The sequence below is a fragment of the Poritiphilus flavus genome (assembly GCF_009901585.1).
GTDB classification, from domain to species: domain Bacteria; phylum Bacteroidota; class Bacteroidia; order Flavobacteriales; family Flavobacteriaceae; genus Poritiphilus; species Poritiphilus flavus.
On record NZ_WXYO01000001.1, the window covers coordinates 724,548 to 745,528 of the forward strand.

The following is a 20,981-nucleotide window of genomic DNA, read 5'->3' on the forward strand; positions in this document are numbered from 1 at the left end:
TCAATTTGTGCTGTCTGCCAACGTAGCCATCACCTTGTCTATAACTTGTTGAGGAAGGATTGTTGCCATGGCTTTCTCATATCCCTTAGGTAATTTGTTCCCATAGACCGATGTCGGGATCCTTGGAAACCTGGTTCGGTCCGCGCAGAGCGCGTTTTCCGGCGGTTGTCTGAAAGGCGCGAAGCCGGCATAGGGATGGGTTACTCCCCAGAGAGTGACAACAGGAACGCCATAGACCGCGGCCAGGTGTCCGTTACCGCTATCCATAGAAAGCATAAGATCCAGTCGTGAAATCAATCCAAGCTCAGAAGAAAAATTGAGTTTGCCAGCCACAGATGTGGTATTGGCATATTTTGAAGCCCACTTATCCAGGGTTTCCACCTCCTGTTTGCCACCGCCAAAAAGCAATATTTTATACTTATTGGTATTATCTAGCGTTTGGATCACTTCTTCCATCAATTGCAAAGGGTACATCTTTCCTGGAAACGCTGCGAAAGGGGCGATTCCCAGCCATTTCCTGTGATCGTCGCCTACCATGTTCGCAACCTCCTGTGCCAGGTCTGGCTTGGGCAAAACGTCCATTCTTTCAGGAGGAACCGGCAAGCCCAGGGCTTCAAAAACATCGGAATAGCGCTGCCAGGTATTTTTCAGGGGTTCAAACATTCGCCCTTTGGTAAGCGCCCCTTTTTCGCTTCTACCCTTATCTATCTGAACAAAGGGAATGCGGGAAATGCTGAAGAAACGTTTTAGGATATTGCTTCTCAATACGTTGTGAAGATCAGCCACCATGGAAATATCCAGGGATTTCAGTTCTTTGTAAAGCTTCCACAATCCGGCAAAACCCTTATGCTTTTTTTTAACATCCGCCTCATACACCTCACAAGCCGGAAGTGCCTCAAAAAGCGGTTTAAAAAATGCCCTTGTTAGTACGGTGATCCTGAGTTCCGGATATTGTTTTGTAAGCCCGAATAAGACCGGAATGGTCATGGCAACATCTCCCAATGCGGAAAGTCGGATTACCAGTATATGTGATCCTTTACTTTTGGCCACGAAGAACAGGGTTTAGTTCTTCATCGTTATACATTTTCATCTGTTTATAGACTTTCATGTATTTGTCTCCAGACTCAAAGTCTGCCAGCAGTTGGTCTATAGCCGTAGATAAATCCTTTTTTTGCTCTAGCAAAACAGCCAGTTTCTTACTACAAGCCTCTCGATGAGATTCCGTTGCATCCGGGCGTTCCGCCTCAATCTTCATATGGTAGATCTTAAGAGCCAGGATGGACAACCGGTCTATGGCCCAGGCCGGACTCTCCGTATTGATAGTGGCGTCTTCCTTAACCTCTACCGATTGGTATTTTTTTAGAAAGTAACTGTCAATAAATTCCACGAGGTCCGTTCTGTCCTGGTTACTCGCATCTATTTTACGCTTGAGGTCCAGGGCATCTTTCGGCTGAATATCCGGGTCACGAATAATATCTTCATAATGCCATTGCACGGTATCTATCCAGTTTTTGCGATACAAAAGATGGGCTACATCTTCTGTTGGATAGGGATTTGTAAAAGCCTGGTAGACGTCATCCTTTATATGGTAGGTCCGAATACTTTCTTCGAATATCTCAAAGGCGAATGCACTAAACATAACTCTCAGAATTTTGGCAAAGATACCTTTTTATTTGCTTATCAGGCCGGCTAGAAATATGATGAATGGCAACAAAACTGAGGAAATAAGAACGATCTCCTGCAGGTTTACTTTCTTGATCACTTCTACGTATTTGGTCAATAATACCGATGCGGGAAAAAAGGTTAGCAGAATGGGATAGGTATCCTGCCCCGTCTTTAGAACGGTTACCACCAGCCCCAGGATCAGGGCTATGGCCACCAACCGCATGGTAATGATACGGCCCAGGCCGAGCTTGCCCAGACGCACAAAGGCAAACAATCCGGCCAGAATGGTACATACGGTATATCCGATCAGTTTTGCCAGGTTTCCCCAGCTACCGAAATAGTCTGTTTCAAAATTCACTGAAAAGCGATAGTGCGAAGTCAGGAAATCCGTATATCCCACCAGGATAAGAAAGCCCCAGGAAATAGCACCCACAGTAAAAAGAGCGATCAGGGGTACCAGCCAGTTCTTGAAATTCTTGGGTTCATAGAAATAGATGCCCACAAAAACAAGGATCACAAACAACAGCGCCCAATCGTAGAACAGGCTTGCCACACCAATCCACAAGGTGGCGTCGAACAGTTTAAGTTTAATGCTTTTCAGGGATTTCAGGCTTATAAGTCGCCTTAAGGCCAACAGGAGAAAAAAGGTGGAGAGTATTCCGTTGTTATCCATCAGCACCTCCGGAAAAACTACGATAAGCATAGTGAAATACAACATTGTAAACGCATTGGTCCCTGTTATCTGGTTGCGCTTTACAATAAAATCCACCACAAAAATGCTAAAGAGCAGTACGGCACAAACACACAATTGCAGTGCAAATTCCTCCAGGCCATAGCGCTTTTGAAAGAGCCCAAGATGTAAGGTCCAATAAAACAAAAACAGGAAACTGAGCAGTATGATGAAGTTTACCGGTTTTGTATTGCCGAAGGTATTAGAGATCATTTAAGAGACTTTCATTAAGCTGTTCCTGTAGGTCCGGGATACTCCTGGCCATAATCCTGTTAGTATCTTACAATGACTTATCCAGCGATTGGCGACGCCATTGCTTCAAACTAAAGTTCATTAAATCCCAGCCGCAAAAATTTAGATATTTTCAGGGGTTTTCCTATTTTTGCTGCGTAAATATAACCAAGATGCGAGCATTTTTTGAAGGCATAGAAGATTTATTCGTAAACGGGCTTTTTTGGCCTTACGACGTTTTCAGATTCATGGAGAACTGGTGGGCTTCCAACACTGTAAACTGGATATTCGTTATTATCGGGATTATAGCCATGGTATACTGGCTAAATCAGTTGAAGATATTTAACGACAGAGGAGAGGAAGACAAAAGCATCACCTCGCATTCTTACCTGTAATTTAAATCCACACATTTGTAGATTTGACGAACGCTTCCTGGAGGTAGCGCGTCCATACAATCAGAGATCGAAACCGATATCCTTACGGTAGTACATTTTTTCGAACTCCAACTTTTCAGCACTTTGATAGGAAATAGCCAGGGCTTCGCGGAAATTCGCCCCAAAAGAAGTCAGGGCAATCACCCTTCCCCCATTGGTAAGCACTTGTCCATTTTCGAGTTTTGTTCCGGCATGAAAGACTATGGAATCCTCGATCTTTTCCAGTCCTGAGATCTTTTTAGACTTTTCGTAAGTTTCAGGGTAGCCCCCGGAAACCGTCATTACGGTTGTCGCGGCCCTGGAGTCGATTTCCAGCGCTACCTCATTCAATTTGCCGTCGGCCACAGCCTGGAAAAGGGAAACAAAATCGTTCTTGATCCGCGGCAGCACCACTTCCGTTTCCGGATCTCCCATACGTACATTGTATTCAATCACATAAGGATCTTCACCTACCTTGATCAGCCCGATAAAAATAAAGCCCACATAAGGGATCTTATCCTGTTGAAGTCCTTCTACTGTCGGCACCACCACCCGATCCAGTACTTTGCTCATAAAGGATTCATCTGCAAAGGGAACGGGCGATATAGCTCCCATTCCACCCGTATTCAGACCGGTATCCCCTTCGCCTATCCGCTTGTAGTCCTTGGCAGTAGGCAATACCTTATAGTTTTGCCCGTCTGTAAGTACAAAGCAGCTCAATTCAATACCGGACAAAAACTCTTCAATGACCACTGTTGCGCTGGCATTGCCGAACTTTGCATCGAGCAGCATATTCCGCAATTCTTTTTTGGCTTCATCCAGGTCTTCAAGGATAAGCACTCCTTTGCCTGCGGCAAGGCCATCCGCCTTGAGTACGTAAGGAGGTTCAAGGGTTTCTAAAAAACGAAGCCCTTCTTCCAGGTTCTCCGAAGTAAAACTCTGATAGGCCGCTGTGGGAATGTTATGCCTGCTCATAAATTCTTTGGCGAACTCCTTGCTGCCTTCCAGGGTGGCAGCGTGTTTCTGCGGGCCAATTACCGGGATCTGGCTAAGTTCCGCATCCTCCAGGAAGAAATCGTGAATTCCATTCACCAGTGGGTCTTCCGGTCCCACTATAACCATTTCTATCCTATGGTTTAAGACAGCAGTTTTTATCGCCTGGAAATCGTTTACCGCAAGCGGGAGATTGGTGGCTATGGACGCCGTTCCCGCATTGCCTGGTGCAACGAAAAGTTCACTGAGTTTCGGGCTTTGTTTTAGTTTCCAGGCCAGGGTGTGTTCCCTGCCTCCGGAACCTAGTACAAGTATGTTCATATGAAGTTGTTTGGGCAAAAATAGGATATGCCAAAGAAATATCTTAGCCAGACCGCTTTAATTTCAAAGACAAAATGCAGGCGTAATATTTCCGATAGGAATTAGCTGTGCAGTGTTGGATGGTGCATAAAAAGAAAAAGCCATCAGCTGGTGTTCCTGATGGCCTCTATAGTCGGTATGCGAGCGTTTTATTTTTTATTTCTACTTGTGAAATCCCGGTGTTCCGTTTTTTCCAATTCCTCTTTTGATAGGGTTTTGAAGTAGTCAAAGGTCTTTTGCATCCCTTCCGCCCGTTCTACTTTAGGTTCCCATCCCAGGATCTCCTTGGCCTTGGTAATATCCGGTTGCCTTACCAGCGGATCGTCTTGAGGAAGAGGTTTGTAAATGATCTTTTGAGTGGTCCCGGTTAGTTTTATGATCTCTTCCGCAAAATCCTTTATGGTAATCTCATGCGGATTGCCAATATTAACAGGTAACACATAATCGCTCATCAGTAAACGAAAGATCCCCTCTATCTCATCATCCACATAACAGAAAGAGCGTGTTTGGGAACCATCCCCAAATACAGTAAGGTCTTCCCCTCTTAAGGCCTGACCCATAAATGCGGGGATCACCCTACCGTCATTCAGCCTCATTCTGGGGCCATAGGTATTGAAGATCCTTACGATCCGGGTCTCAAGGCCATGAAAGCGATGGTAGGCCATGGTGATGGATTCCTGGAAGCGTTTTGCCTCGTCATACACACCCCTCGGGCCAATGGTATTTACATTGCCGTAATACTCTTCTGTCTGAGGGTGTACCAATGGATCCCCGTATACTTCTGAAGTTGAAGCGATCAGGATACGTGCCTTTTTCTCCTTGGCAAGTCCTAAGAGGTTATGAGTCCCAAGAGCACCCACCTTTAGGGTTTGTATAGGTATTTTGAGGTAATCTATCGGACTGGCCGGAGAGGCGAAGTGCAAAATGTAATCCAGCTCCCCGGGAACATGAACAAATTTGGTCACGTCGTGATGGTAAAACTCAAACTGTTCCAGCTTGAAAAGGTGTTCGATGTTTTTCAGGTCGCCTGTAATCAGGTTATCCATCCCTATCACATGGAAGCCTTCCTTGATAAACCGATCGCACAAATGAGACCCTAGAAAGCCTGCTGCCCCGGTGATTAATACCTTTTTCAAAATATTGGAATATTAGGTTGTACTTGTACGCTTTATTTTGATTTCAAAAATACGCTGAGACGATAGTCTGACCAATTATTTCAGTACAAAAACACGATAAATTAGACCAAAGTTGACCAGTGTCCGTTAATATGCTTTCTCTTCTCCGGAAATCGCATTTAATACCGTCTGGACGATGATCTTAAGGTCCAGGAAGAAAGACCAGTTCTCCACATAAAAGATATCGAATTTGATACGGTTCTGTATGTCGCTGTCCTTTTCTATCTCCCCCCTATAACCCCTTACCTGTGCCAAACCGGTAATTCCTGGTTTTACAAAGTGCCTCAGCATATACTTATCCACCTTATTGGCGTATTCATCGGTGTGTTTCACCATATGCGGCCTCGGGCCAACTACGGACATATTGCCCCATAACACGTTGTAAAACTGAGGCAGTTCATCTATACTGGTTTTTCTAATGAACTTTCCAATCTTAGTTACACGCATATCATTTTTACCTGCCTGTAAACGATCTGCTTCCTTGTTCATGGTCATGGACCTGAATTTAAAACATTGGAATTCTCTGTTGTCAAATCCCGTTCTGTTCTGAATAAAGAAAACCGGTCCGCGGGACTCCAAAGAGATCAAAAGGGCTAAGAGGGGAGCTATCCAAATCAGAAGCCCAAAAATGACAAAAAGGGAAAATACGATATCAAAACTGCGCTTAACAAAGGCATCAATAGTGTTGTGCAAAGGAATATCCCTTAGAGAAAGTATGGGCAGGTAATCATAGTATTCGAACTTCAGTTTTTTGGCAAAGATCTTCCTGTTGTCCGGCAGAAACTTCAGCGTTTTAAGGTTGTTATCCGCCAAATCAATAAAATCCGTGATCTCCTCATCACTTAGCTCCGCCACCGAGCAGTAGATCTCATCTACATTATTCTCCATAATATAGACAAAACAAGACATGGGGCTGAAGCCTTCGTCTTTAGGTGAAAACTGCCTCATAAAGTGATAACCAAACTCCGTTCTCTCATTGAATACTTTGATCAGCTGACTCATTTTTTTATTGTCCCCAATGACTACAACATTCCTGAGATTACCTTTAACCCTTTTCCGGTAGTTCATAAGAAGTACATAGCTCAAAAGCTTAATTACAGATAGCGTGATCAGTAAATAAGCGAAGTATTGGGCCAGAGCTAGACGGCTCATTAACGGTTGCTTAAAGAACCCGATAAAAGAATAAAGAATGAGCAAAAAGAAAACGAACTGTGTAAAGATCTTGATAAGGACATTCGTTACTTTGGTATATCGATAGATCTCGTAATATCTGCTCTTTATTGCTATAATTATCCACCCCAGAGAAATGTAAAGATGGAACAGGACAGGGCTTTGAACGCGAAGAGGTAATAGATAAACAAATGAGTTAATTATCAGCAAATCAATCCCATAGGAAATCGGCATGATGAAACCGGAGTAATTACCTTTTCTAAAAAGCATTTTGGAATTTAAGCGTAAAGATACAGTTAATTCTTTAGTAATTGCTCCTTGTTTCTGTGAAGGTTCTAAGGTAAAAAAGCTACTTTTTTAAAGTGATTTATGGCTTTATATGTTAGAGACCCGAACCATAAATTCTTCATATTTTTCATTGATCAGGGACCAGTTGAAATTGGCCAGAATTTTAGATGTATTGCTCTCAATATATTGAAGATAGTCCTTTTTATTGTGGCCCATAAAACTTGTAATATCCTTAGCGTCCTCAAAGTAAAAAGCATCATCTCCTAAAATACTTTTGTTAAAAACATTGTTGTTCGCAATGATGAGACAGTTAGAGGCCATCGCTTCCAGTAGGGATGGATTTGTTCCACCTACGGAATGCCCGTGAAAATACAGATTGGACCAATACCGGAGATTGTTCAGGGCGTTGATATCATAAATGCCCCCCAGAAAACGGATATGACTATGCTCCATATATCGGTTCTTTAGAAAATTGCCAAAGGGCGTCTGGTGTTTTCCAACTACCAGGAAAGCTTGTTTTGAATTGCTGGCGACTACTCCATCCAGGATTGTCTGTATATTGTTTTCAGGCTCTAATCTGGCAATCAGCATATTGTATTCGTATTCAACTAAATCATAAGATTGCAATACTTCTTTGGATGGATCTGAAAAGATCTCGGCTCCATAAGCAATGTATTCAGATTCCTTGCCATAACGTTCTTTTAAATACTGCTGAATCCCGATAGAGTCTGCAACCAGATGATCACTGGTCCATACCGCCCATTTTTCTGCCTGTTTAAGAAACTTTCTTACCGGCTTGGAGTATTTGCTACGCTTCCATTCCAGGCCATCCATATTAGTACATATCTCGGGTTTCGAAGGCAACAACCACCCCCAGACTGAACTACTGGTATACCCCAGCTGCAGTATTACATCAAACTCCCTGCGACGGCTGTCCCAGATGCAGTTAAGATCATAAATGAACTGCCCCGCCGTACCCATCCAGTGCTCAGGATCTTTTCTATGAATGATATTTACGCCTTTCCAGGTTTGCTGCTGAAAGGGATGTTTATGTGAATTATAGACAAATACCTGATGCCCCTTCTTAACCAAATGTTGGGATAAGTATTCTGCAAATTGCTCAAATCCTCCATGATTATTAGGAATCCCCCGAGTACCAATAATTCCGATCTTCATTGTTAGGCTGGTATTTTGACCGCAAATATACTTCTAATTTGGAGCGGAATCTCAAATTAGGTCTAAGGCTTCTAATTGACACAAAACTTAGGTGTCTTTATCTGGTTTTTGCTCAGATCCGGATACATCCTCTCTGAGTAGCAACAAGCATGTGAAGAATGCAAAACCGTAAACTCCCCATTGCCGTGTAAAAATGGCTTCAGTAACTGAAGTTAAACACACCAATAAGATCCAGAACAGGCCAAGGTAGTTTCTCAGAACGAATGAACGAACCAGCGGCCACAATAAAGTACTTAAAAGCAGCAAGAATCCTAAAATTCCATACTGCAACAGGGTCTGCAGGTACTGACTATGCGCATGGTATTTGTATTTCAGGGGAATTTCCAGTTTTCTGGTTTCAAACTCCTGCAAGAGCAAAATGCTTCCTTTCTTTTCTCCGGAACCCCAAAAAATATCATTTTGGGAGGCATTATAGGCGCTATTCCATATCCCTGCTCTTAATGAACTCCCCGAAAAGAAATTACCCTTTTTATTCACTTTCAGAATTCTGTTTTTGATGATCGGATTCTGAAGTGCCAGAGCGAAACACACTCCCAGTATTCCAAGTACTACCAATACCTTTTTGAAGGAGATTTTCTCACGAATGACAAGATAAAGGGGAACTAGTAGGACGAGGCATACCATGGCATTTCTCGCCGCAAGCAATACGATGCTAAGGGAAAGCAGACAGAAAGTAGCGTAATACAAAACCTTATGCTTTCGCAATTCACTGAAACTCACAAGTATTAGCAGTGCAAAGACATAAAAGAACCCCAGATATATAGGTTGCATACCAAACGGTTCCGCAAGGAATTGATATGTAAAATACCAGAAATTTATTCCACTTTCATTGAGGATCACCCCGCGATAGATCCCGAAACCCAGATTTACCATGGCATTAATTATACATCCCAGCAAAAAGGCCTTTAGGATAATGGGTAGTTCCTTTTTAAGCCTTTGCGCCTGAAAGCCAATTACAAGTGGAACGATAAGGAATGCCAGATAATAGAAAACCACCTGAAATGCCTCGGATGGACTTACAAAAGTTTCTCTTATGGCAATCCAGGCAAAGAAAACAATCAGTGGAAAATTGAACTGCTTTAAAGATGGTAGATCTCTTTTCCGTACTATATCATTTATACTAATGGCAATCCCGGCAAAAACGAAAAGGAAAAAAGAAATGGAGTTAACCGCAATACCAAAACTAAAAGACATAGCAAAAATGGCTGCGCTCCAACGTATCAAATCGACATTCTTTGTCCTACTAATCAGCTTTTGCATAATCCTTATGTAGTTGAAGGGTGATACAGAAACACATTAACAGCAAGGCAGCGATTTGATGCTTGAAAAACCCTGAATTTGAAAGTGCTGCTATTCCCATTGCAAAATTAATAACGTACAGATGTGAAAGAGGACCTGTTTCTTTTTGTTTTGATTTTGCATGCAAATAAAAGGGGTAAAAGAAGATCAACCAGGAAAACAGCAGCCCTAAGGGAATACCGTATTGAGATACTAAAGCCAGATAATCATTGTGGGTGTCGAGCAAAACGCGTGGCACTCTGTCATTTTCACTATAAAGATTCTTATGCCTGTTCCAACGTCCTACCCCAATCCCCGTCACCGGATTGGCAACAACCATATTCAGGGAGGCATCAAACAGGTCAATCCTGGATTTTATGGAGTTGGTTTCCCTGGAACTTTTGATTTTGATCACCTCGTTTAGAGAATTTTTTGAAAGATTGATGTCTATTTTTTTTGCAATCTCCTGGTAGGAATACCGATCCGGAATGTGACTGTTCCTGGAAGCCCATACGTAGGCTCCGAGAAGCAGAGCAACACCGGCCGCAACCCTCAGGGTATTTAAAACTATCTTCCTGTGGTTTCCCAAAAGATACATCAAAAAATAGGCCAGAATCAGGGTCAGGAAAGCCCCCCTGGTAGCCGACCCAATCAGGATTATCATGGCTACGGCCAATGTAAAAATTCCCAAGCTTCTCTTGATTTGGCGATGCCTCAACAACACAATCACAAAAAGTGAAATAGCCGCGGATATATTGGCAAACGAATTGAGAGAGAGACTGCCGCTTAACAAGCGGGTTGACCCTCGCATCAGGGTATTTATATAAGCCTCCAACAAGAGAAAAACAAGACTGATCACAAAACCGTTGATCAGCTCTTTCTGATAATTTTTAATATCGTAAAGTTGTAAAAGAACCAGAAAAAGTATGGCATATCGCAGATGAAAGGAATATGCCAAAAGCAAATTAAAATCCCACAGGTCCAATGACTTAAAAATATTAACCAGGAAAACAAAAAGGAATAAGACCAAAAGCACTTTCAATGATAAGGAGAACTTTATGACCCGTAGTTTGCCTCCTTTGCCGAGCACACCCAGCAAGATTCCCAGAATTAGATATAGGTCTATCCTGGTTATCATTGGAAATACCACCTGGGTACGGTCATCCGGGTTTGTAAGTGGGACGCTTATAAATAAATCATCAATAGGCGCAGGAAAAGCAAGAATGGCAAAGACGAGAAACAAAAAGTATAGCTTTCGCCTCCAAACTGCAAGTAAACAAATAAGAACGAAAAGCCCTAGAGAAGGCAGGGCGAGCGGACCAATATCTAAAACACTGAGGTTCCCTAAATTTCCAAAGACTGAGGTAATGACAATTCCACCATAAATGGCTAACAACAGTACTAAACTATAGACTGAAAAAGCTTTGTTCTCACCTATCTTGACATTTTCCATGAGTCTGCATCACCTGGGCCCCGGCATTAATATAGGATTAATTTGTTCACGAAATAAGAGATCTCATTTGACGACAAAAACGGGTCGTATTTGCCATCAACAACCCGGCCTTTTCCTGATAGGGTTTGAAAATCAAATTGTAACCAGGAATTAGGTCTAAAGTATTTTTTTAATTCCTCAGGTGTAAAAATGTGTTCAGCCTCGTTGTACTTAAATGCCAATTGTTGTATTTCTATTTCGGGTTGTTGTGGATTTTCTCCCAGGTCTATTCTCACGTGAGATGGGAACTCAAGGATTTCAAAGACAAAATTGACTGTTTGGAATTCTTCGGAACCTCTGATAGGAGCATCTAGTCTTCTTTCAGAGTTATAGGTCTCTTTTCCTTTGCGATAATACAGCTCAAGCTTGTCGTCCTGTTTGACCTTTACAATAAGTTGCACAACCAGTTGATCCTCGTGTTCTGGTTTATCAGAACCTGATTTTCCAGACTGTTTGCAAGCTCCAGCCAAAAACAAACTTAAGATAAGGGGGAATATCCATTTTTTAAATCTTATTGCTCTCATGCCATTTGCATTATGCCCTACTTGCGGTAGTTTTTAAATTAATGTTAGTTGAATTTGCAGTTTCTCAAAGATAGGCCATAGTTTGTTCAGGTGCTCCTTTTTTTCGTCAATATAGTAGGACGAAATCTCAATTTTATCCTCGTACATCGACTTTAAACTAACCAAAGCTGATGAGGGATAAGATACTACCAAAGAAGGCTTATAGCGGGCAATCACTTCTTCTACCGGACTATTTTGGGTGATGTCATCAACTTTTAGAAGGCCTTTATTGGCGTCTTCAAAATTCGTGGTTTGGTCTGCATGATGTCCTTTAAAATAGATCTTGTCTATCCTTTTGTTAGAGAGAATCTTTTGAATCATGAGTTCATAAAGCGATATCATTTCCGAATTGTCCAGAGCTTTCGGCTTACCTCCGATAATTAAAGCGCAATTTTCTTTACCAATATAGTCTTCTTCCAGGATAGACACTTTGGTTATCTTTTCAGCTGGCCCAATAGTAAACTCAGGAAGTATGGAGTAGATCTTGTATATGCCAGAACTGTCCTCAGGAAATATAGTCGGGTTCCTCTTGTACACAAAACCGCACAACAGCGCAAACCACTTTCTCTTTAAGTGCACTTTTGGAATAAAAGGTTCGTGATATTCGTAGAAGTAGAGAATTCCCTCGTAGTAAAAGTTTATGCGAACCCCGTATTTCTCCCTGGGAAAGCTATAAAAAAAGTAATTGTCTAAAAGCGCACTGGTATGTGGGATGAAAAGATTGCAAGGTCTTGATTTTAATATCCTGCCTATTTCCTTTTTGGCCATATAGGTATTGACCGTTTTGCTAAAAAAGCTGTTTTTATTAATGAAATGATAGCTATTGAAGTGCTCTTTATTTTTCCAAGCAACAGTTGTATAAAGCATATTGTTGATCCCGCTATCATTGAAGTACTGCTTTACTATCTTGGACGCTATAAAATTCTGCAGCGGGGTATGCGCTATAAAAATATTGGTGCGAACGGAATCACTCATGTCGGGATCGTTGAAATAGAAATTGCTTTATAAGGAACAATGCCAGCATACCGAGCATCTGGGCGAACGCGGCACCCATAACACCGTATTTGGGGACCAGCAAAAAATTACTGCCAAGGTTAATTACAGCTCCTAATACGGACGCCTGCAACAGTTTGTGGTCCTGTTTAAAGGCATACAATTTATAATGTGGGATATAAGAACAGCAGAAGAAAAAGGTGGCCATCAGCAAAACGAAGAAAACGAAACTGTTCTCTGACAGTTCAGGGCTGTCAAAAAAATAAAGAAAGGGATAAATACTGGCCGCGCCGATCAAAAATCCCACTACGGTATTGACGAGTACCTGCTTCCTGAACCTTCCAAAAACCGTATTAAAACTCTTTATTCCCTGTCCTGCGCTCTCTATGATATGAGGCGACATCACTATGATCACCGTAGCGTGGACAAATACAAAAAGCGCATTGGATATGCCATAGAAAAAGGTAAAGATCCCAACGGCCTCCTTAGTGCTGAAGTAATCCAGGAAATAGCGGCCGGAGAACTCCATGATCTTGTAGAAGATGGTAGAAATAAAAAATGGGGTGGAGATCATTACGCCCTTCCGTATCCATTTGGTATCGATTTCCTTAAGGTTCAGCTTAAAAGGAACGTATCTCAAGGCCATAAAAATTGAGATCACTGCCCCTATAAGCCACAGTATCAGAACAGAGTTAATCGTCCTTCCAAAATCACTAAACGTCCACAGCAATAACAACAGCAGTATCCAAAGTCCGCTGCGAACGAATAGTACCGCCGAAGCGATCACAGATCTTTTTAAAACGATCAGTATTCTGTACAGCTCCTGAGACAAGTGTTCCGCAACCAGTATCCCGTAAAAGAACCAGATGTACTGAAAGTCCACCACATTGTAGAGGAAAACAAAAATCACCGCGGGTAATACCAAAAGGTAAATCAGTCCGTGAAAGAAAAGCTGATTCACCAGGTAATAGTTGAGACCCCGGGCTTGCTGTTTCAGAATTTCCCTGGTGTTATAAGTGTAAAAGTCGAAGCCTAAAAGGTAAATGAGTAAGGTTACAGTGGTCTGGAAGATACCAAAAACCCCCATTTCATAGATGCCCAGTTTTTTGACAATAAGAATGGAGAGCAGAAATTTGGCTACTACCGTAAATACCCGAAGGATGAGGTTTTGGCTTTGTTCGCTTTGAAGCAAGTTTTTAATCGACCACTTCAATCTCATTTTCTTTGACCAGATACAAGCAAAATTGCTTTTCGAACGCCGACTCCACATTTAAAGCCGCCTTTTCGCTTATGACGATATGGCCCACATTCCCGTGAATAAGTTTTTTGGTGGATAGGGCAGTTTCGATTTTCGTGAGTAATACCCCCCCGGTGTACTTGTACAGCGATTCTCTTTCCAGTCTGGTAAAACTGTCCTGTTTCAGGATGGCCTGCATTCCCTGGCCGGTATGCCTGAAAAAGGTGTTTCCTTCCGGCCTTACCCCAATTAGGGAATCGGCATTGAAGATGGAGAGTGTATTTACCGCGTCATTGATTATTCCGGCATCCACAAAGGGATAATTGACGGAACAGAACATGGCCGCTGAACAGGAATCGATCATCCCGGATTTGTGAATAGCAGCCAGGGTTTCCAGGAGTGAGATGTTTATTCTTTCGATCTTCTCCGAACGCCTGAAGAAATCAATTCCGTCTCCGTATTGTTTTTTGATATGCTCTTCGATCAAAGGGTCACTCGAGGCCACAATAATCTTTGAGATATTCTTGGCCCTCTGCAGGCTGGCTATTTTGCGATCTAAGAAGGTAGAACCGTTAAAGTTCTCAAGAGCTATGTCGTAATTTGGCCTTATCGGAATTACAGCCGCGGTCTTTGGCAACGGTATACGCTCTCTTTGAACAAAGGCATCTTTGATCTTCAAGCGGGTATCCAGTATCCTTAGTTCATTGTTGGTAAGGTTATTATTGTGTCGCCTGTAGCTGAAGAGGGTCTCATTGATGCTGGCAACCTTGAATTTACTGATGAATTTTATCCAAAGTTCATAACCGTCCTGGCAGGTATAGCTTTCATCGTAACCTCCAACAGCCTTCATCGCCTTAACACGTATCATTGTACAAGCCCCGTGGGCCGGTTGATCGTAAATGGTTACCTCTTTTTTGAAATCGTGCCTTTTGATCTCTGACACGATATTGTTCCCGGAATCTACGATGTAATAATCCGGAAATACCATGCCAAGTTCAGGGTCTGCCTCCAGGTAATCCACCATCTTTTTGAGCGCTTCCGTATCCAGGTAATCATCTGCATCCAGGCGCATGATATACTTGCCTTTGGAAAGTTTCAAGGCGATATTATTGGTGATATTAAGCCCTTTGTTCTTCTGATAGATCACCTGAATTTTGGGATGGTCAGAATAGGATTCGATAATGGTTTTAGAGTCGTCTGTAGAACCATCATCTATGATAAGCAATTCGAAATCCTGAAAGCTTTGATTCAGAACACTCTGTATCGCCTGCTCTATATATCTTTCGTAATTGTAATTCGTTATATAGACTGTAATAAGCGGTTTTACCATAAGAATTCAAAAATTTAGTCTTAAAATTCCTGCTTTTCCGTCTGAAAAGAAAGTGCCTGGATCCAGCCTTTGGTTCTGGCTTATACTCCTAAACAAGGCCTTGCCTCAGTGAGCACTAATTATCGAAAGGAACACCTACAAGGGTAAGCCCGTCCGAAAAGCGTGCCTCGTCAATAAACTGTTGTAACTCTACCTGCAAACCTCCGGTATTGACCAGAGCGCCATAATCTCCCGTACTGTTCCCGATCTGCATCAGGGTTTCGTAAACATCCATTCCGTAGTACCAGGCTGCTATTGGTTTAAACTTGTGCAGGTAATACAACTCCGCCGCCGAAGCATCTGTAAATAGCATAATGTGGCCCATAGGGTCTATATGGCGGATGATGGTCTCCGGATTCAAACGTTGAATCGCGGAACTCAGGGAGTCCCAGCGGGGAAGCTTGGAAATTACCATCCCTGCATCACTTTTGGAAACTACCTGGTAAGCGGCATCCAGTATCCTTCCGGGATTAGGAGTATGCTCCAGCAAGCCCCAGAAAGTAACAATATCGAAGCCTTCGTAATCCGCGGCGGCCTCAATAAAATCCCTGCTGTCCATTTCGAAGCCCCATATTTCCTTGGCGAAATCACGGCTGCTTTCACTTAGTTCTATCCCTTCTGCCTGGATTCCCTGGCGCCTGCAAGCCTCTACGAAGTGCCCGGCACCGGATCCTACATCAAGAATACTTTTTGGCTTTCTGCCGTATTGCTTTTCAAAAACTTCAATGGTCCAGTTCACCCATGGCACCGCAATGGAGTTAAGCCTGGATTCCGCAGAAGATTTATCCGTATAGGTAGCGGCATAAGTGACGTTATTCAGGTAAAAATCGTTGATGGTCTTTTTGCTTGGCCTGTTTTTTACATAGACGTGGCCAGTATCCGGGGTCTGTACATATTTGGCCCCGTAAATATCGGCGATCTCCTCGGCCTGATCTGTGGCAATACCAGTTATCGGGCAGCTTTCAACTGCTTCGTTTTCTCCCGAATACAATTCCTTCCGGGACTTGTTATAGTATTCAACCTTATTTTTAATGTTCTCAACGATGTTCTTTTTGAGTTTCAACAGGTCCGTCTTTTTTCCCAAATAGAGATCCACGGGAAAAGCTTCCATTTCTTCGGAATTCTTTCTTACCCAAACTTCCTTGCTCTTATCCCGGGTAGCGGATAACGGACTTTCTTTAAACCATTTCATAAAAGGCATGTTTATTTTTACGCAAAAGTATTTAAATTATTCAATGTAATCCCAATTTAATTTTTGATGCTCTTTCACATCTTCCTTTAATCTTTTTCCGATCAATTTATAGAAATCTCTGGCGTCAATCCCATGGTTCGGCCTTAATACGGTGAGGTTTTCTTCCGTAAGAACGGTTCCTTTTTTTAGATCTGCGCTGGGGTAAACCGCTCGCCTGAAACTGATCACATGATCTCCTTCAACTTCCAGAGGTCGCTTAAGCGGGTCTCCTTTCAGGTCCTGGATTTTCCTGATCTCAAGGATCATTTCCAGAACCTCGTCTTTGGTCAGGGAAACCTTGTGATCCCTGAATTCCTTATTCTCCCTGGAATCGGTAAAGTGAAATTCCAGGATCTCCGCTCCCATGGCATAGGAGGTGATCAGTGCCTGCATTCCTTCTGTATGATCCGAATACCCAATGGGAAGACCCAACGCTTCCCGGAATGAGGCCATTACGGCTAAATTGGCATCGGAAAAGGGAATGGGATACATGGAGGTACATTGCAGCACGGCCAGATAATCCGGGTCCTTATAGCGGGCATTCGCGTCCTGTATAAATCGCACCGCATCTATCACCTCTTCCAGCGTGGATAAGCCCGTAGACAATATAAGAGGTTTGCCCAGTTCTGCGAATCCTTTAAGTACCGGATAAGCCGTAAGGTCGCCGGACCCGATCTTGTAAACATCACTGAATTCATCGATCCAGGGTACATAATCTATATTCCAGACAGAAGCCATGAACTTTACTCCTTTGGCCTCACACAACTCAGCCAGCTGAATGTATTGCTCCCGGCTTAACTCAAACTTCTTAAAATGTTTATTTCGCTGTGGAGATTCCAGCCTGCTTACCAGGGTGTCTCCGGAGTAGATCTGAAATTTTACATAGTCCACATCAGAATCGATCGCAAGGCGGGTAAGCGCCAGGGCATACTCAAAATCTCCTTCGTGATTTCCTCCTATCTCAGCGATCAATAAGGGCCCGTGTTTCCCTTTCCAGGTATTATTCTTCATATTGTAACTTTTCAAATATCTCTATGATCTCCCGATACCCATATGCCGTATGATCCTTCTCCATAGAAGAGATTATACTGCTGGCATTGGAAAAATCCTCGGGTGTATCTATGGCAAAATTCAAGCCTTGCCCTACTCCTTCCGCATCGTAAACAAAGTGTATCTTCTCATCGTCTTGCCGGTAAAAGTAGGTCATAACATGTTCCAGGTCGTCCTGTTGAAAAAAAGGAAAGCATTTTTCATAAAAAGCCACATTCACGATCTCCACACTCATGCCTTTGGGATAAGTCCTGTTTTTTACGTTGGAAATAAAATGGAACTGCTCTTGTTCAATGGTAGAGATCATATGTGCGATCAACGAGGGATCCAGGAAAATGTTGTCTCCGTTAATGCGAACGATATGGTCAAAATTATATTCACGGGCACAATTGAGGAATCTCAGGGCTACATTATCCAGATCTCCCCTGAAGCATTTCACTCCGTATTCCGCGCAAAAATCTGCGATTGGGTCATCCGTGGATTCGGTGGATGTACAGACCACTATAGGGTATTCCCTGGTAAGAGGGCTCAGCCGTTCCAGAATGTAGGTCAGTATCTCTTTGCCGTTGATCTGCTTCAGGATCTTTCCCGGGAGGCGGGAGGAATTATACCTGCATAAAATCGCTATCCCTGTCATTTTCTACTTCCGATTACTTTTGCGGGAACCCCGCCTACAATACCATATGCCGGTACATCTTCCTTGACTACCGCCCCGGCGGCAATCACTGCTCCTTCACCTATGGTAACCCCTTTTAGGATCTTTGCGCCAGTCGCGATCCAGACATCATTGCCGATGCTGATCCCCTCTGTCTGGTTAGCCTGGGTATTGATCCGTTCTCCCATGGCGATGGAGTGATCGCTATCCACAATATAGACAAAGGGTGCGATCAGGCAATCATCTCCAATTTCTATAGATTCCGAGGCGTAAATGAAAGTATAGAACCCAACGGTAGTACGTTTCCCAATGCTGATTTTCGCAGAAGAGTTACAGGCGCATATCTGGGCTCCCTGTTTTAAGACCACCTCATCGTCAATGTTGATATTTCCAGGAAAACGCAACAGGGAAACCTGCTTATCAATAAAGACCCGGCTTCCAAGATTGCCCAGTCTTGTAGACTGATAAAAGCTTCGCCACCTGTTCCGTAAGGTGAATTTTAAGTGTTTCCTAAGTTGGCTCTTGCCTTCTTCACTCATTTTTATACCTTTTTCCTTTGCGATAGCACATTCATATTATTCAGACAGACCCTAAGGCTCTCTTTCCAATTGGGAATTTCGATATCAAAAGCCGCTTTGGTCCTGGCCTTGCTTAGGGTACTGTTTTTTGGCCTTTGGGCCGCGGTTGGATAGTCTTCTGTCCTAATGGGGTTAAGCCGGATATCCGCTCCGCTTTGTTTGAATATTTCCCTGGCAAAATCGTACCAACTGATCTGTCCTTCATTGCTGTAATGATATATTCCGTAAGCCGTGGATCCGGTTTGAATCAAATACAGCAGGAACCCTGCCAGGTCCATGGCATAAGTGGGCGATCCTATTTGGTCTTCTACCACCCCCAATTCAGATCTTTCTCCGCTTAACCGTATCATCGTCTTCAGAAAGTTATGGCCGTATTCCGAATAGACCCAGGAAGTCCTGATGATAAAATAGGTGTCGAGCAGATCCTGAACATACTGTTCTCCCTGCAACTTAGAGCTGCCGTAATGGCTTAGTGGGTTCGGGCGGTCCGTTTCCGTATAAGGTTCCGCCTTATTGCCGTCAAATACAAAATCCGTAGATATCTGGATCAAAACGCAGGCCGTCTTTGCACAGGCCAAAGCCAGGTTTTTGCAGCCGTCAGCGTTTATGCTGCTGGACAGTTCCTGCTCCTCTTCCGCCTGATCTACTTTGGTATAGGCTGCGCAATTTATACAGTAATCGAAAGCTCCATCCCTCAGAAACTCATCCACGGCTTCAGCGCTGGCAATATCCAGTTCCGACAGGTCCGTAAATACGAACTGCAAATGCGGATAATCTTGGGCGATGTGCTGCAAACTTTTGCCCAGCTGACCCTCAGAACCGGTAACCAGAATCTTTGTCATTTTACCAGGGCTTTAAATGGGGGTAATTGAGCGTCCTTGGGTGAAACAATCTGTTCCTCCTCCGGAATACCCCAATCGATATTCAATGTGGGATCATTATAAATGATTCCGCCTTCTGATTCCGGGGCATAATAGTTGTCGCATTTATAGCAAAAATCCGCCGTATCACTCAAGACCGCGAAGCCATGTGCAAACCCCTTTGGGATAAAAAGCTGTTTGTTGTTTTCCTCGCTCAGCTCTATAGAAAAATGTTGTCCGAAGGTGGGGGACTCCGGTCTGAGGTCCACGGCCACATCCAGAACCCGGCCCTGGCTTACCCTGACCAGTTTTGCCTGAGCGAATTCCCCGGTCTGATAGTGCAAGGCACGTATAACCCCTTTTTTTGAAAAAGACTGGTTGTCCTGAACGAAGCGGATATCCCGACCTACGGCCTCACTAAATGCCCGTTGATTGTAACTTTCAAAAAAATACCCTCTTTCGTCTTCAAAAAGCCTTGGTTCAAGGATCAAACATCCTTCAAGTGGAGTCTTTATGACCTTCATCCTTCTTTTCTTAAAATACCCAGCAAATTTTTTCCATAACCGCTTTTCATCAGTGGTTCCGCCAATTCCCGGAACTGTTGCAGGTCTATATATCCCATTTCGTAGGCAGCCGCTTCTATAGCACCGATCTTTAACCCCTGTCTTTCTTCTATGACCTCCACGAACTGTGCAGCCTGCATTAAGGATTGAAAGGTCCCGGTGTCTAACCAGGCTGTACCCCTGTCCAGGATGCTTACGTGCAGCTTTTTCCGCTTCAGGTATTCCTTGTTCACATCCGTTATTTCGAGTTCGCCTCTATGACTTGGTTTGATATTCTTCGCTATTCCGACTACCTCATTATCGTAAAAGTAGATTCCGGGGACTGCATAATTAGACCGTGGTTTTTCCGGCTTCTCTTCAATGCTGATCACCTTACCTTCTTTGTCAAACTCCACAACCCCATATCTTTCCGGATCATGTACCCGGTAGGCGTAAATGATCCCCCCGTCCGGATCGTTGTTAGACTGAAGCAGTTTTGCCAGGCCGGATCCGTAGAAAACATTATCTCCCAGTATCAGGGCCACCTTATCATCCCCTATAAAATCAGCTCCGATAATAAAGGCTTCAGCCAGGCCTTTAGGCGCTTCCTGTACCGCATAGGAAAACTGGCAACCATACTTTTTACCATCTCCAAGTAAGTCCCTGAAAAGGGGTAGGTCTTTTGGGGTAGAGATGATCAGTATCTCCCGTATCCCCGCGTACATCAGGGTAGAAAGCGGGTAGTAGATCATGGGCTTGTCATAGATCGGCATCAGCTGTTTGCTTACCGAGAGGGTGAGAGGGTGCAGGCGTGTTCCTGAACCTCCTGCCAGTATGATTCCTTTCATTTAATTCTATTCATAAAAGCCAAG

At 43.4% G+C, this 20,981-nt stretch carries 21 protein-coding genes; 1 reads left to right on the plus strand and 20 read right to left on the minus strand.

The window, feature by feature from the left end; all coding sequences use genetic code 11:
• Genes GTQ38_RS03035 through GTQ38_RS03045 form a run of 3 tightly spaced genes read right to left on the minus strand, consistent with a single transcriptional unit; the run spans position 1 to position 2,608 of the window.
• Positions 1–1,050: a glycosyltransferase family 9 protein gene (locus GTQ38_RS03035; protein ID WP_317169032.1), complete on the minus strand. Its 1,050-nt coding sequence runs from the start codon at positions 1,048–1,050 to the stop codon at positions 1–3.
• On the minus strand, positions 1,037–1,639 hold the full coding sequence (locus GTQ38_RS03040) for a DUF4254 domain-containing protein (protein WP_161433837.1): 603 nt from the start codon (positions 1,637–1,639) through the stop codon (positions 1,037–1,039). Before GTQ38_RS03040 ends, GTQ38_RS03035 begins: the two co-directional genes overlap by 14 nt.
• A 30-nt stretch (positions 1,640–1,669) precedes the next feature.
• A complete protein-coding gene (locus tag GTQ38_RS03045) occupies positions 1,670–2,608 on the minus strand; it encodes a DUF6427 family protein (RefSeq protein ID WP_161433840.1) in 939 nt (312 codons plus the stop codon).
• Between the two features lie 191 nt (positions 2,609–2,799).
• On the opposite strand from GTQ38_RS03045, the gene GTQ38_RS03050 reads away from it, so the two are divergent.
• Positions 2,800–3,021, plus strand: coding sequence for a DUF6341 family protein (locus tag GTQ38_RS03050; protein WP_161433842.1), 222 nt, complete (start codon positions 2,800–2,802; stop codon positions 3,019–3,021).
• Between the two features lie 60 nt (positions 3,022–3,081).
• Here GTQ38_RS03050 and purD read toward each other — a convergent pair whose 3' ends face one another.
• The 17 genes from purD to rfbA form a co-directional block, all read right to left on the minus strand.
• Positions 3,082–4,353 carry a phosphoribosylamine--glycine ligase gene (gene purD / locus GTQ38_RS03055; protein WP_161433844.1) on the minus strand — a complete coding sequence of 424 codons (1,272 nt, stop codon included), beginning with the start codon at positions 4,351–4,353 and terminating at the stop codon, positions 3,082–3,084.
• A gap of 188 nt (positions 4,354–4,541) precedes the next feature.
• Positions 4,542–5,528 carry a UDP-glucuronic acid decarboxylase family protein gene (locus GTQ38_RS03060; RefSeq protein ID WP_161433846.1) on the minus strand — a complete coding sequence of 329 codons (987 nt, stop codon included), beginning with the start codon at positions 5,526–5,528 and terminating at the stop codon, positions 4,542–4,544.
• A gap of 126 nt (positions 5,529–5,654) precedes the next feature.
• The gene (locus tag GTQ38_RS03065; protein ID WP_161433849.1) at positions 5,655–7,007 is read right to left on the minus strand and encodes an undecaprenyl-phosphate glucose phosphotransferase; all 1,353 of its coding nucleotides are present in this window, start codon (positions 7,005–7,007) and stop codon (positions 5,655–5,657) included.
• A 105-nt stretch (positions 7,008–7,112) separates the two neighbouring features.
• Entirely contained in the window at positions 7,113–8,201 is a 1,089-nt protein-coding gene (locus GTQ38_RS03070; RefSeq protein ID WP_161433851.1) for a DUF1972 domain-containing protein, read from the minus strand.
• 87 nt (positions 8,202–8,288) lie between these two features.
• Positions 8,289–9,521, minus strand: coding sequence for an O-antigen ligase family protein (locus GTQ38_RS03075; protein WP_161433853.1), 1,233 nt, complete (start codon positions 9,519–9,521; stop codon positions 8,289–8,291).
• Positions 9,505–10,992: an O-antigen ligase family protein gene (locus GTQ38_RS03080; RefSeq protein WP_161433855.1), complete on the minus strand. Its 1,488-nt coding sequence runs from the start codon at positions 10,990–10,992 to the stop codon at positions 9,505–9,507. Before GTQ38_RS03080 ends, GTQ38_RS03075 begins: the two co-directional genes overlap by 17 nt.
• Positions 10,993–11,018: 26 nt before the next feature.
• The gene (locus GTQ38_RS03085; RefSeq protein ID WP_161433857.1) at positions 11,019–11,555 is read right to left on the minus strand and encodes a hypothetical protein; all 537 of its coding nucleotides are present in this window, start codon (positions 11,553–11,555) and stop codon (positions 11,019–11,021) included.
• A gap of 33 nt (positions 11,556–11,588) precedes the next feature.
• Positions 11,589–12,569 (minus strand): polysialyltransferase family glycosyltransferase, encoded by a 981-nt coding sequence (locus GTQ38_RS03090; protein WP_161433859.1) that lies wholly within the window; start codon positions 12,567–12,569, stop codon positions 11,589–11,591.
• A complete protein-coding gene (locus GTQ38_RS03095; RefSeq protein ID WP_161433861.1) occupies positions 12,562–13,800 on the minus strand; it encodes an oligosaccharide flippase family protein in 1,239 nt (412 codons plus the stop codon). Before GTQ38_RS03095 ends, GTQ38_RS03090 begins: the two co-directional genes overlap by 8 nt.
• Positions 13,784–15,154, minus strand: coding sequence for a glycosyltransferase family 2 protein (locus GTQ38_RS03100; protein ID WP_161433863.1), 1,371 nt, complete (start codon positions 15,152–15,154; stop codon positions 13,784–13,786). Before GTQ38_RS03100 ends, GTQ38_RS03095 begins: the two co-directional genes overlap by 17 nt.
• 115 nt (positions 15,155–15,269) lie before the next feature.
• Positions 15,270–16,385, minus strand: coding sequence for a class I SAM-dependent methyltransferase (locus GTQ38_RS03105; protein WP_161433864.1), 1,116 nt, complete (start codon positions 16,383–16,385; stop codon positions 15,270–15,272).
• A gap of 36 nt (positions 16,386–16,421) precedes the next feature.
• Positions 16,422–17,435: an N-acetylneuraminate synthase family protein gene (locus GTQ38_RS03110; protein WP_161433866.1), complete on the minus strand. Its 1,014-nt coding sequence runs from the start codon at positions 17,433–17,435 to the stop codon at positions 16,422–16,424.
• Entirely contained in the window at positions 17,425–18,111 is a 687-nt protein-coding gene (locus GTQ38_RS03115; protein WP_161433868.1) for a cytidylyltransferase domain-containing protein, read from the minus strand. Before GTQ38_RS03115 ends, GTQ38_RS03110 begins: the two co-directional genes overlap by 11 nt.
• Positions 18,108–18,668, minus strand: coding sequence for an acyltransferase (locus GTQ38_RS21160; protein ID WP_161433870.1), 561 nt, complete (start codon positions 18,666–18,668; stop codon positions 18,108–18,110). The genes GTQ38_RS03115 and GTQ38_RS21160 overlap by 4 nt, the downstream gene beginning before the upstream one ends.
• A gap of 2 nt (positions 18,669–18,670) precedes the next feature.
• Positions 18,671–19,549, minus strand: a complete 879-nt coding sequence (gene rfbD / locus GTQ38_RS03125) for a dTDP-4-dehydrorhamnose reductase (RefSeq protein WP_161433872.1) — start codon at positions 19,547–19,549, stop codon at positions 18,671–18,673.
• A complete protein-coding gene (gene rfbC, locus GTQ38_RS03130) occupies positions 19,546–20,091 on the minus strand; it encodes a dTDP-4-dehydrorhamnose 3,5-epimerase (RefSeq protein ID WP_161433873.1) in 546 nt (181 codons plus the stop codon). Before rfbC ends, rfbD begins: the two co-directional genes overlap by 4 nt.
• Complete coding sequence (gene rfbA / locus GTQ38_RS03135; protein ID WP_161433875.1) at positions 20,088–20,957, minus strand: glucose-1-phosphate thymidylyltransferase RfbA; 870 nt, start codon at positions 20,955–20,957, stop codon at positions 20,088–20,090. Before rfbA ends, rfbC begins: the two co-directional genes overlap by 4 nt.
• Between the last annotated feature and the right edge of the window lie 24 nt (positions 20,958–20,981).

What these genes read in the sequence shown, in the direction of transcription:
- GTQ38_RS03080 (WP_161433855.1), bottom strand. Translation starts at nt 10,992, where the DNA reads ATGGAAAATGTCAAGATAGGTGAGAACAAAGCTTTTTCAGTCTATAGT.
- GTQ38_RS03105 (WP_161433864.1), bottom strand. Translation starts at nt 16,385, where the DNA reads ATGAAATGGTTTAAAGAAAGTCCGTTATCCGCTACCCGGGATAAGAGC.
- rfbC (WP_161433873.1), bottom strand. Translation starts at nt 20,091, where the DNA reads ATGAAGGTCATAAAGACTCCACTTGAAGGATGTTTGATCCTTGAACCA.
- purD (WP_161433844.1), bottom strand. Translation starts at nt 4,353, where the DNA reads ATGAACATACTTGTACTAGGTTCCGGAGGCAGGGAACACACCCTGGCC.
- GTQ38_RS03070 (WP_161433851.1), bottom strand. Translation starts at nt 8,201, where the DNA reads ATGAAGATCGGAATTATTGGTACTCGGGGGATTCCTAATAATCATGGA.
- GTQ38_RS03115 (WP_161433868.1), bottom strand. Translation starts at nt 18,111, where the DNA reads ATGACAGGGATAGCGATTTTATGCAGGTATAATTCCTCCCGCCTCCCG.
- GTQ38_RS21160 (WP_161433870.1), bottom strand. Translation starts at nt 18,668, where the DNA reads ATGAGTGAAGAAGGCAAGAGCCAACTTAGGAAACACTTAAAATTCACC.
- GTQ38_RS03045 (WP_161433840.1), bottom strand. Translation starts at nt 2,608, where the DNA reads ATGATCTCTAATACCTTCGGCAATACAAAACCGGTAAACTTCATCATA.
- rfbD (WP_161433872.1), bottom strand. Translation starts at nt 19,549, where the DNA reads ATGACAAAGATTCTGGTTACCGGTTCTGAGGGTCAGCTGGGCAAAAGT.
- GTQ38_RS03050 (WP_161433842.1), top strand. Translation starts at nt 2,800, where the DNA reads ATGCGAGCATTTTTTGAAGGCATAGAAGATTTATTCGTAAACGGGCTT.
- GTQ38_RS03090 (WP_161433859.1), bottom strand. Translation starts at nt 12,569, where the DNA reads ATGAGTGATTCCGTTCGCACCAATATTTTTATAGCGCATACCCCGCTG.
- GTQ38_RS03085 (WP_161433857.1), bottom strand. Translation starts at nt 11,555, where the DNA reads ATGAGAGCAATAAGATTTAAAAAATGGATATTCCCCCTTATCTTAAGT.
- GTQ38_RS03065 (WP_161433849.1), bottom strand. Translation starts at nt 7,007, where the DNA reads ATGCTTTTTAGAAAAGGTAATTACTCCGGTTTCATCATGCCGATTTCC.
- GTQ38_RS03075 (WP_161433853.1), bottom strand. Translation starts at nt 9,521, where the DNA reads ATGCAAAAGCTGATTAGTAGGACAAAGAATGTCGATTTGATACGTTGG.
- GTQ38_RS03040 (WP_161433837.1), bottom strand. Translation starts at nt 1,639, where the DNA reads ATGTTTAGTGCATTCGCCTTTGAGATATTCGAAGAAAGTATTCGGACC.
- rfbA (WP_161433875.1), bottom strand. Translation starts at nt 20,957, where the DNA reads ATGAAAGGAATCATACTGGCAGGAGGTTCAGGAACACGCCTGCACCCT.
- GTQ38_RS03100 (WP_161433863.1), bottom strand. Translation starts at nt 15,154, where the DNA reads ATGGTAAAACCGCTTATTACAGTCTATATAACGAATTACAATTACGAA.
- GTQ38_RS03110 (WP_161433866.1), bottom strand. Translation starts at nt 17,435, where the DNA reads ATGAAGAATAATACCTGGAAAGGGAAACACGGGCCCTTATTGATCGCT.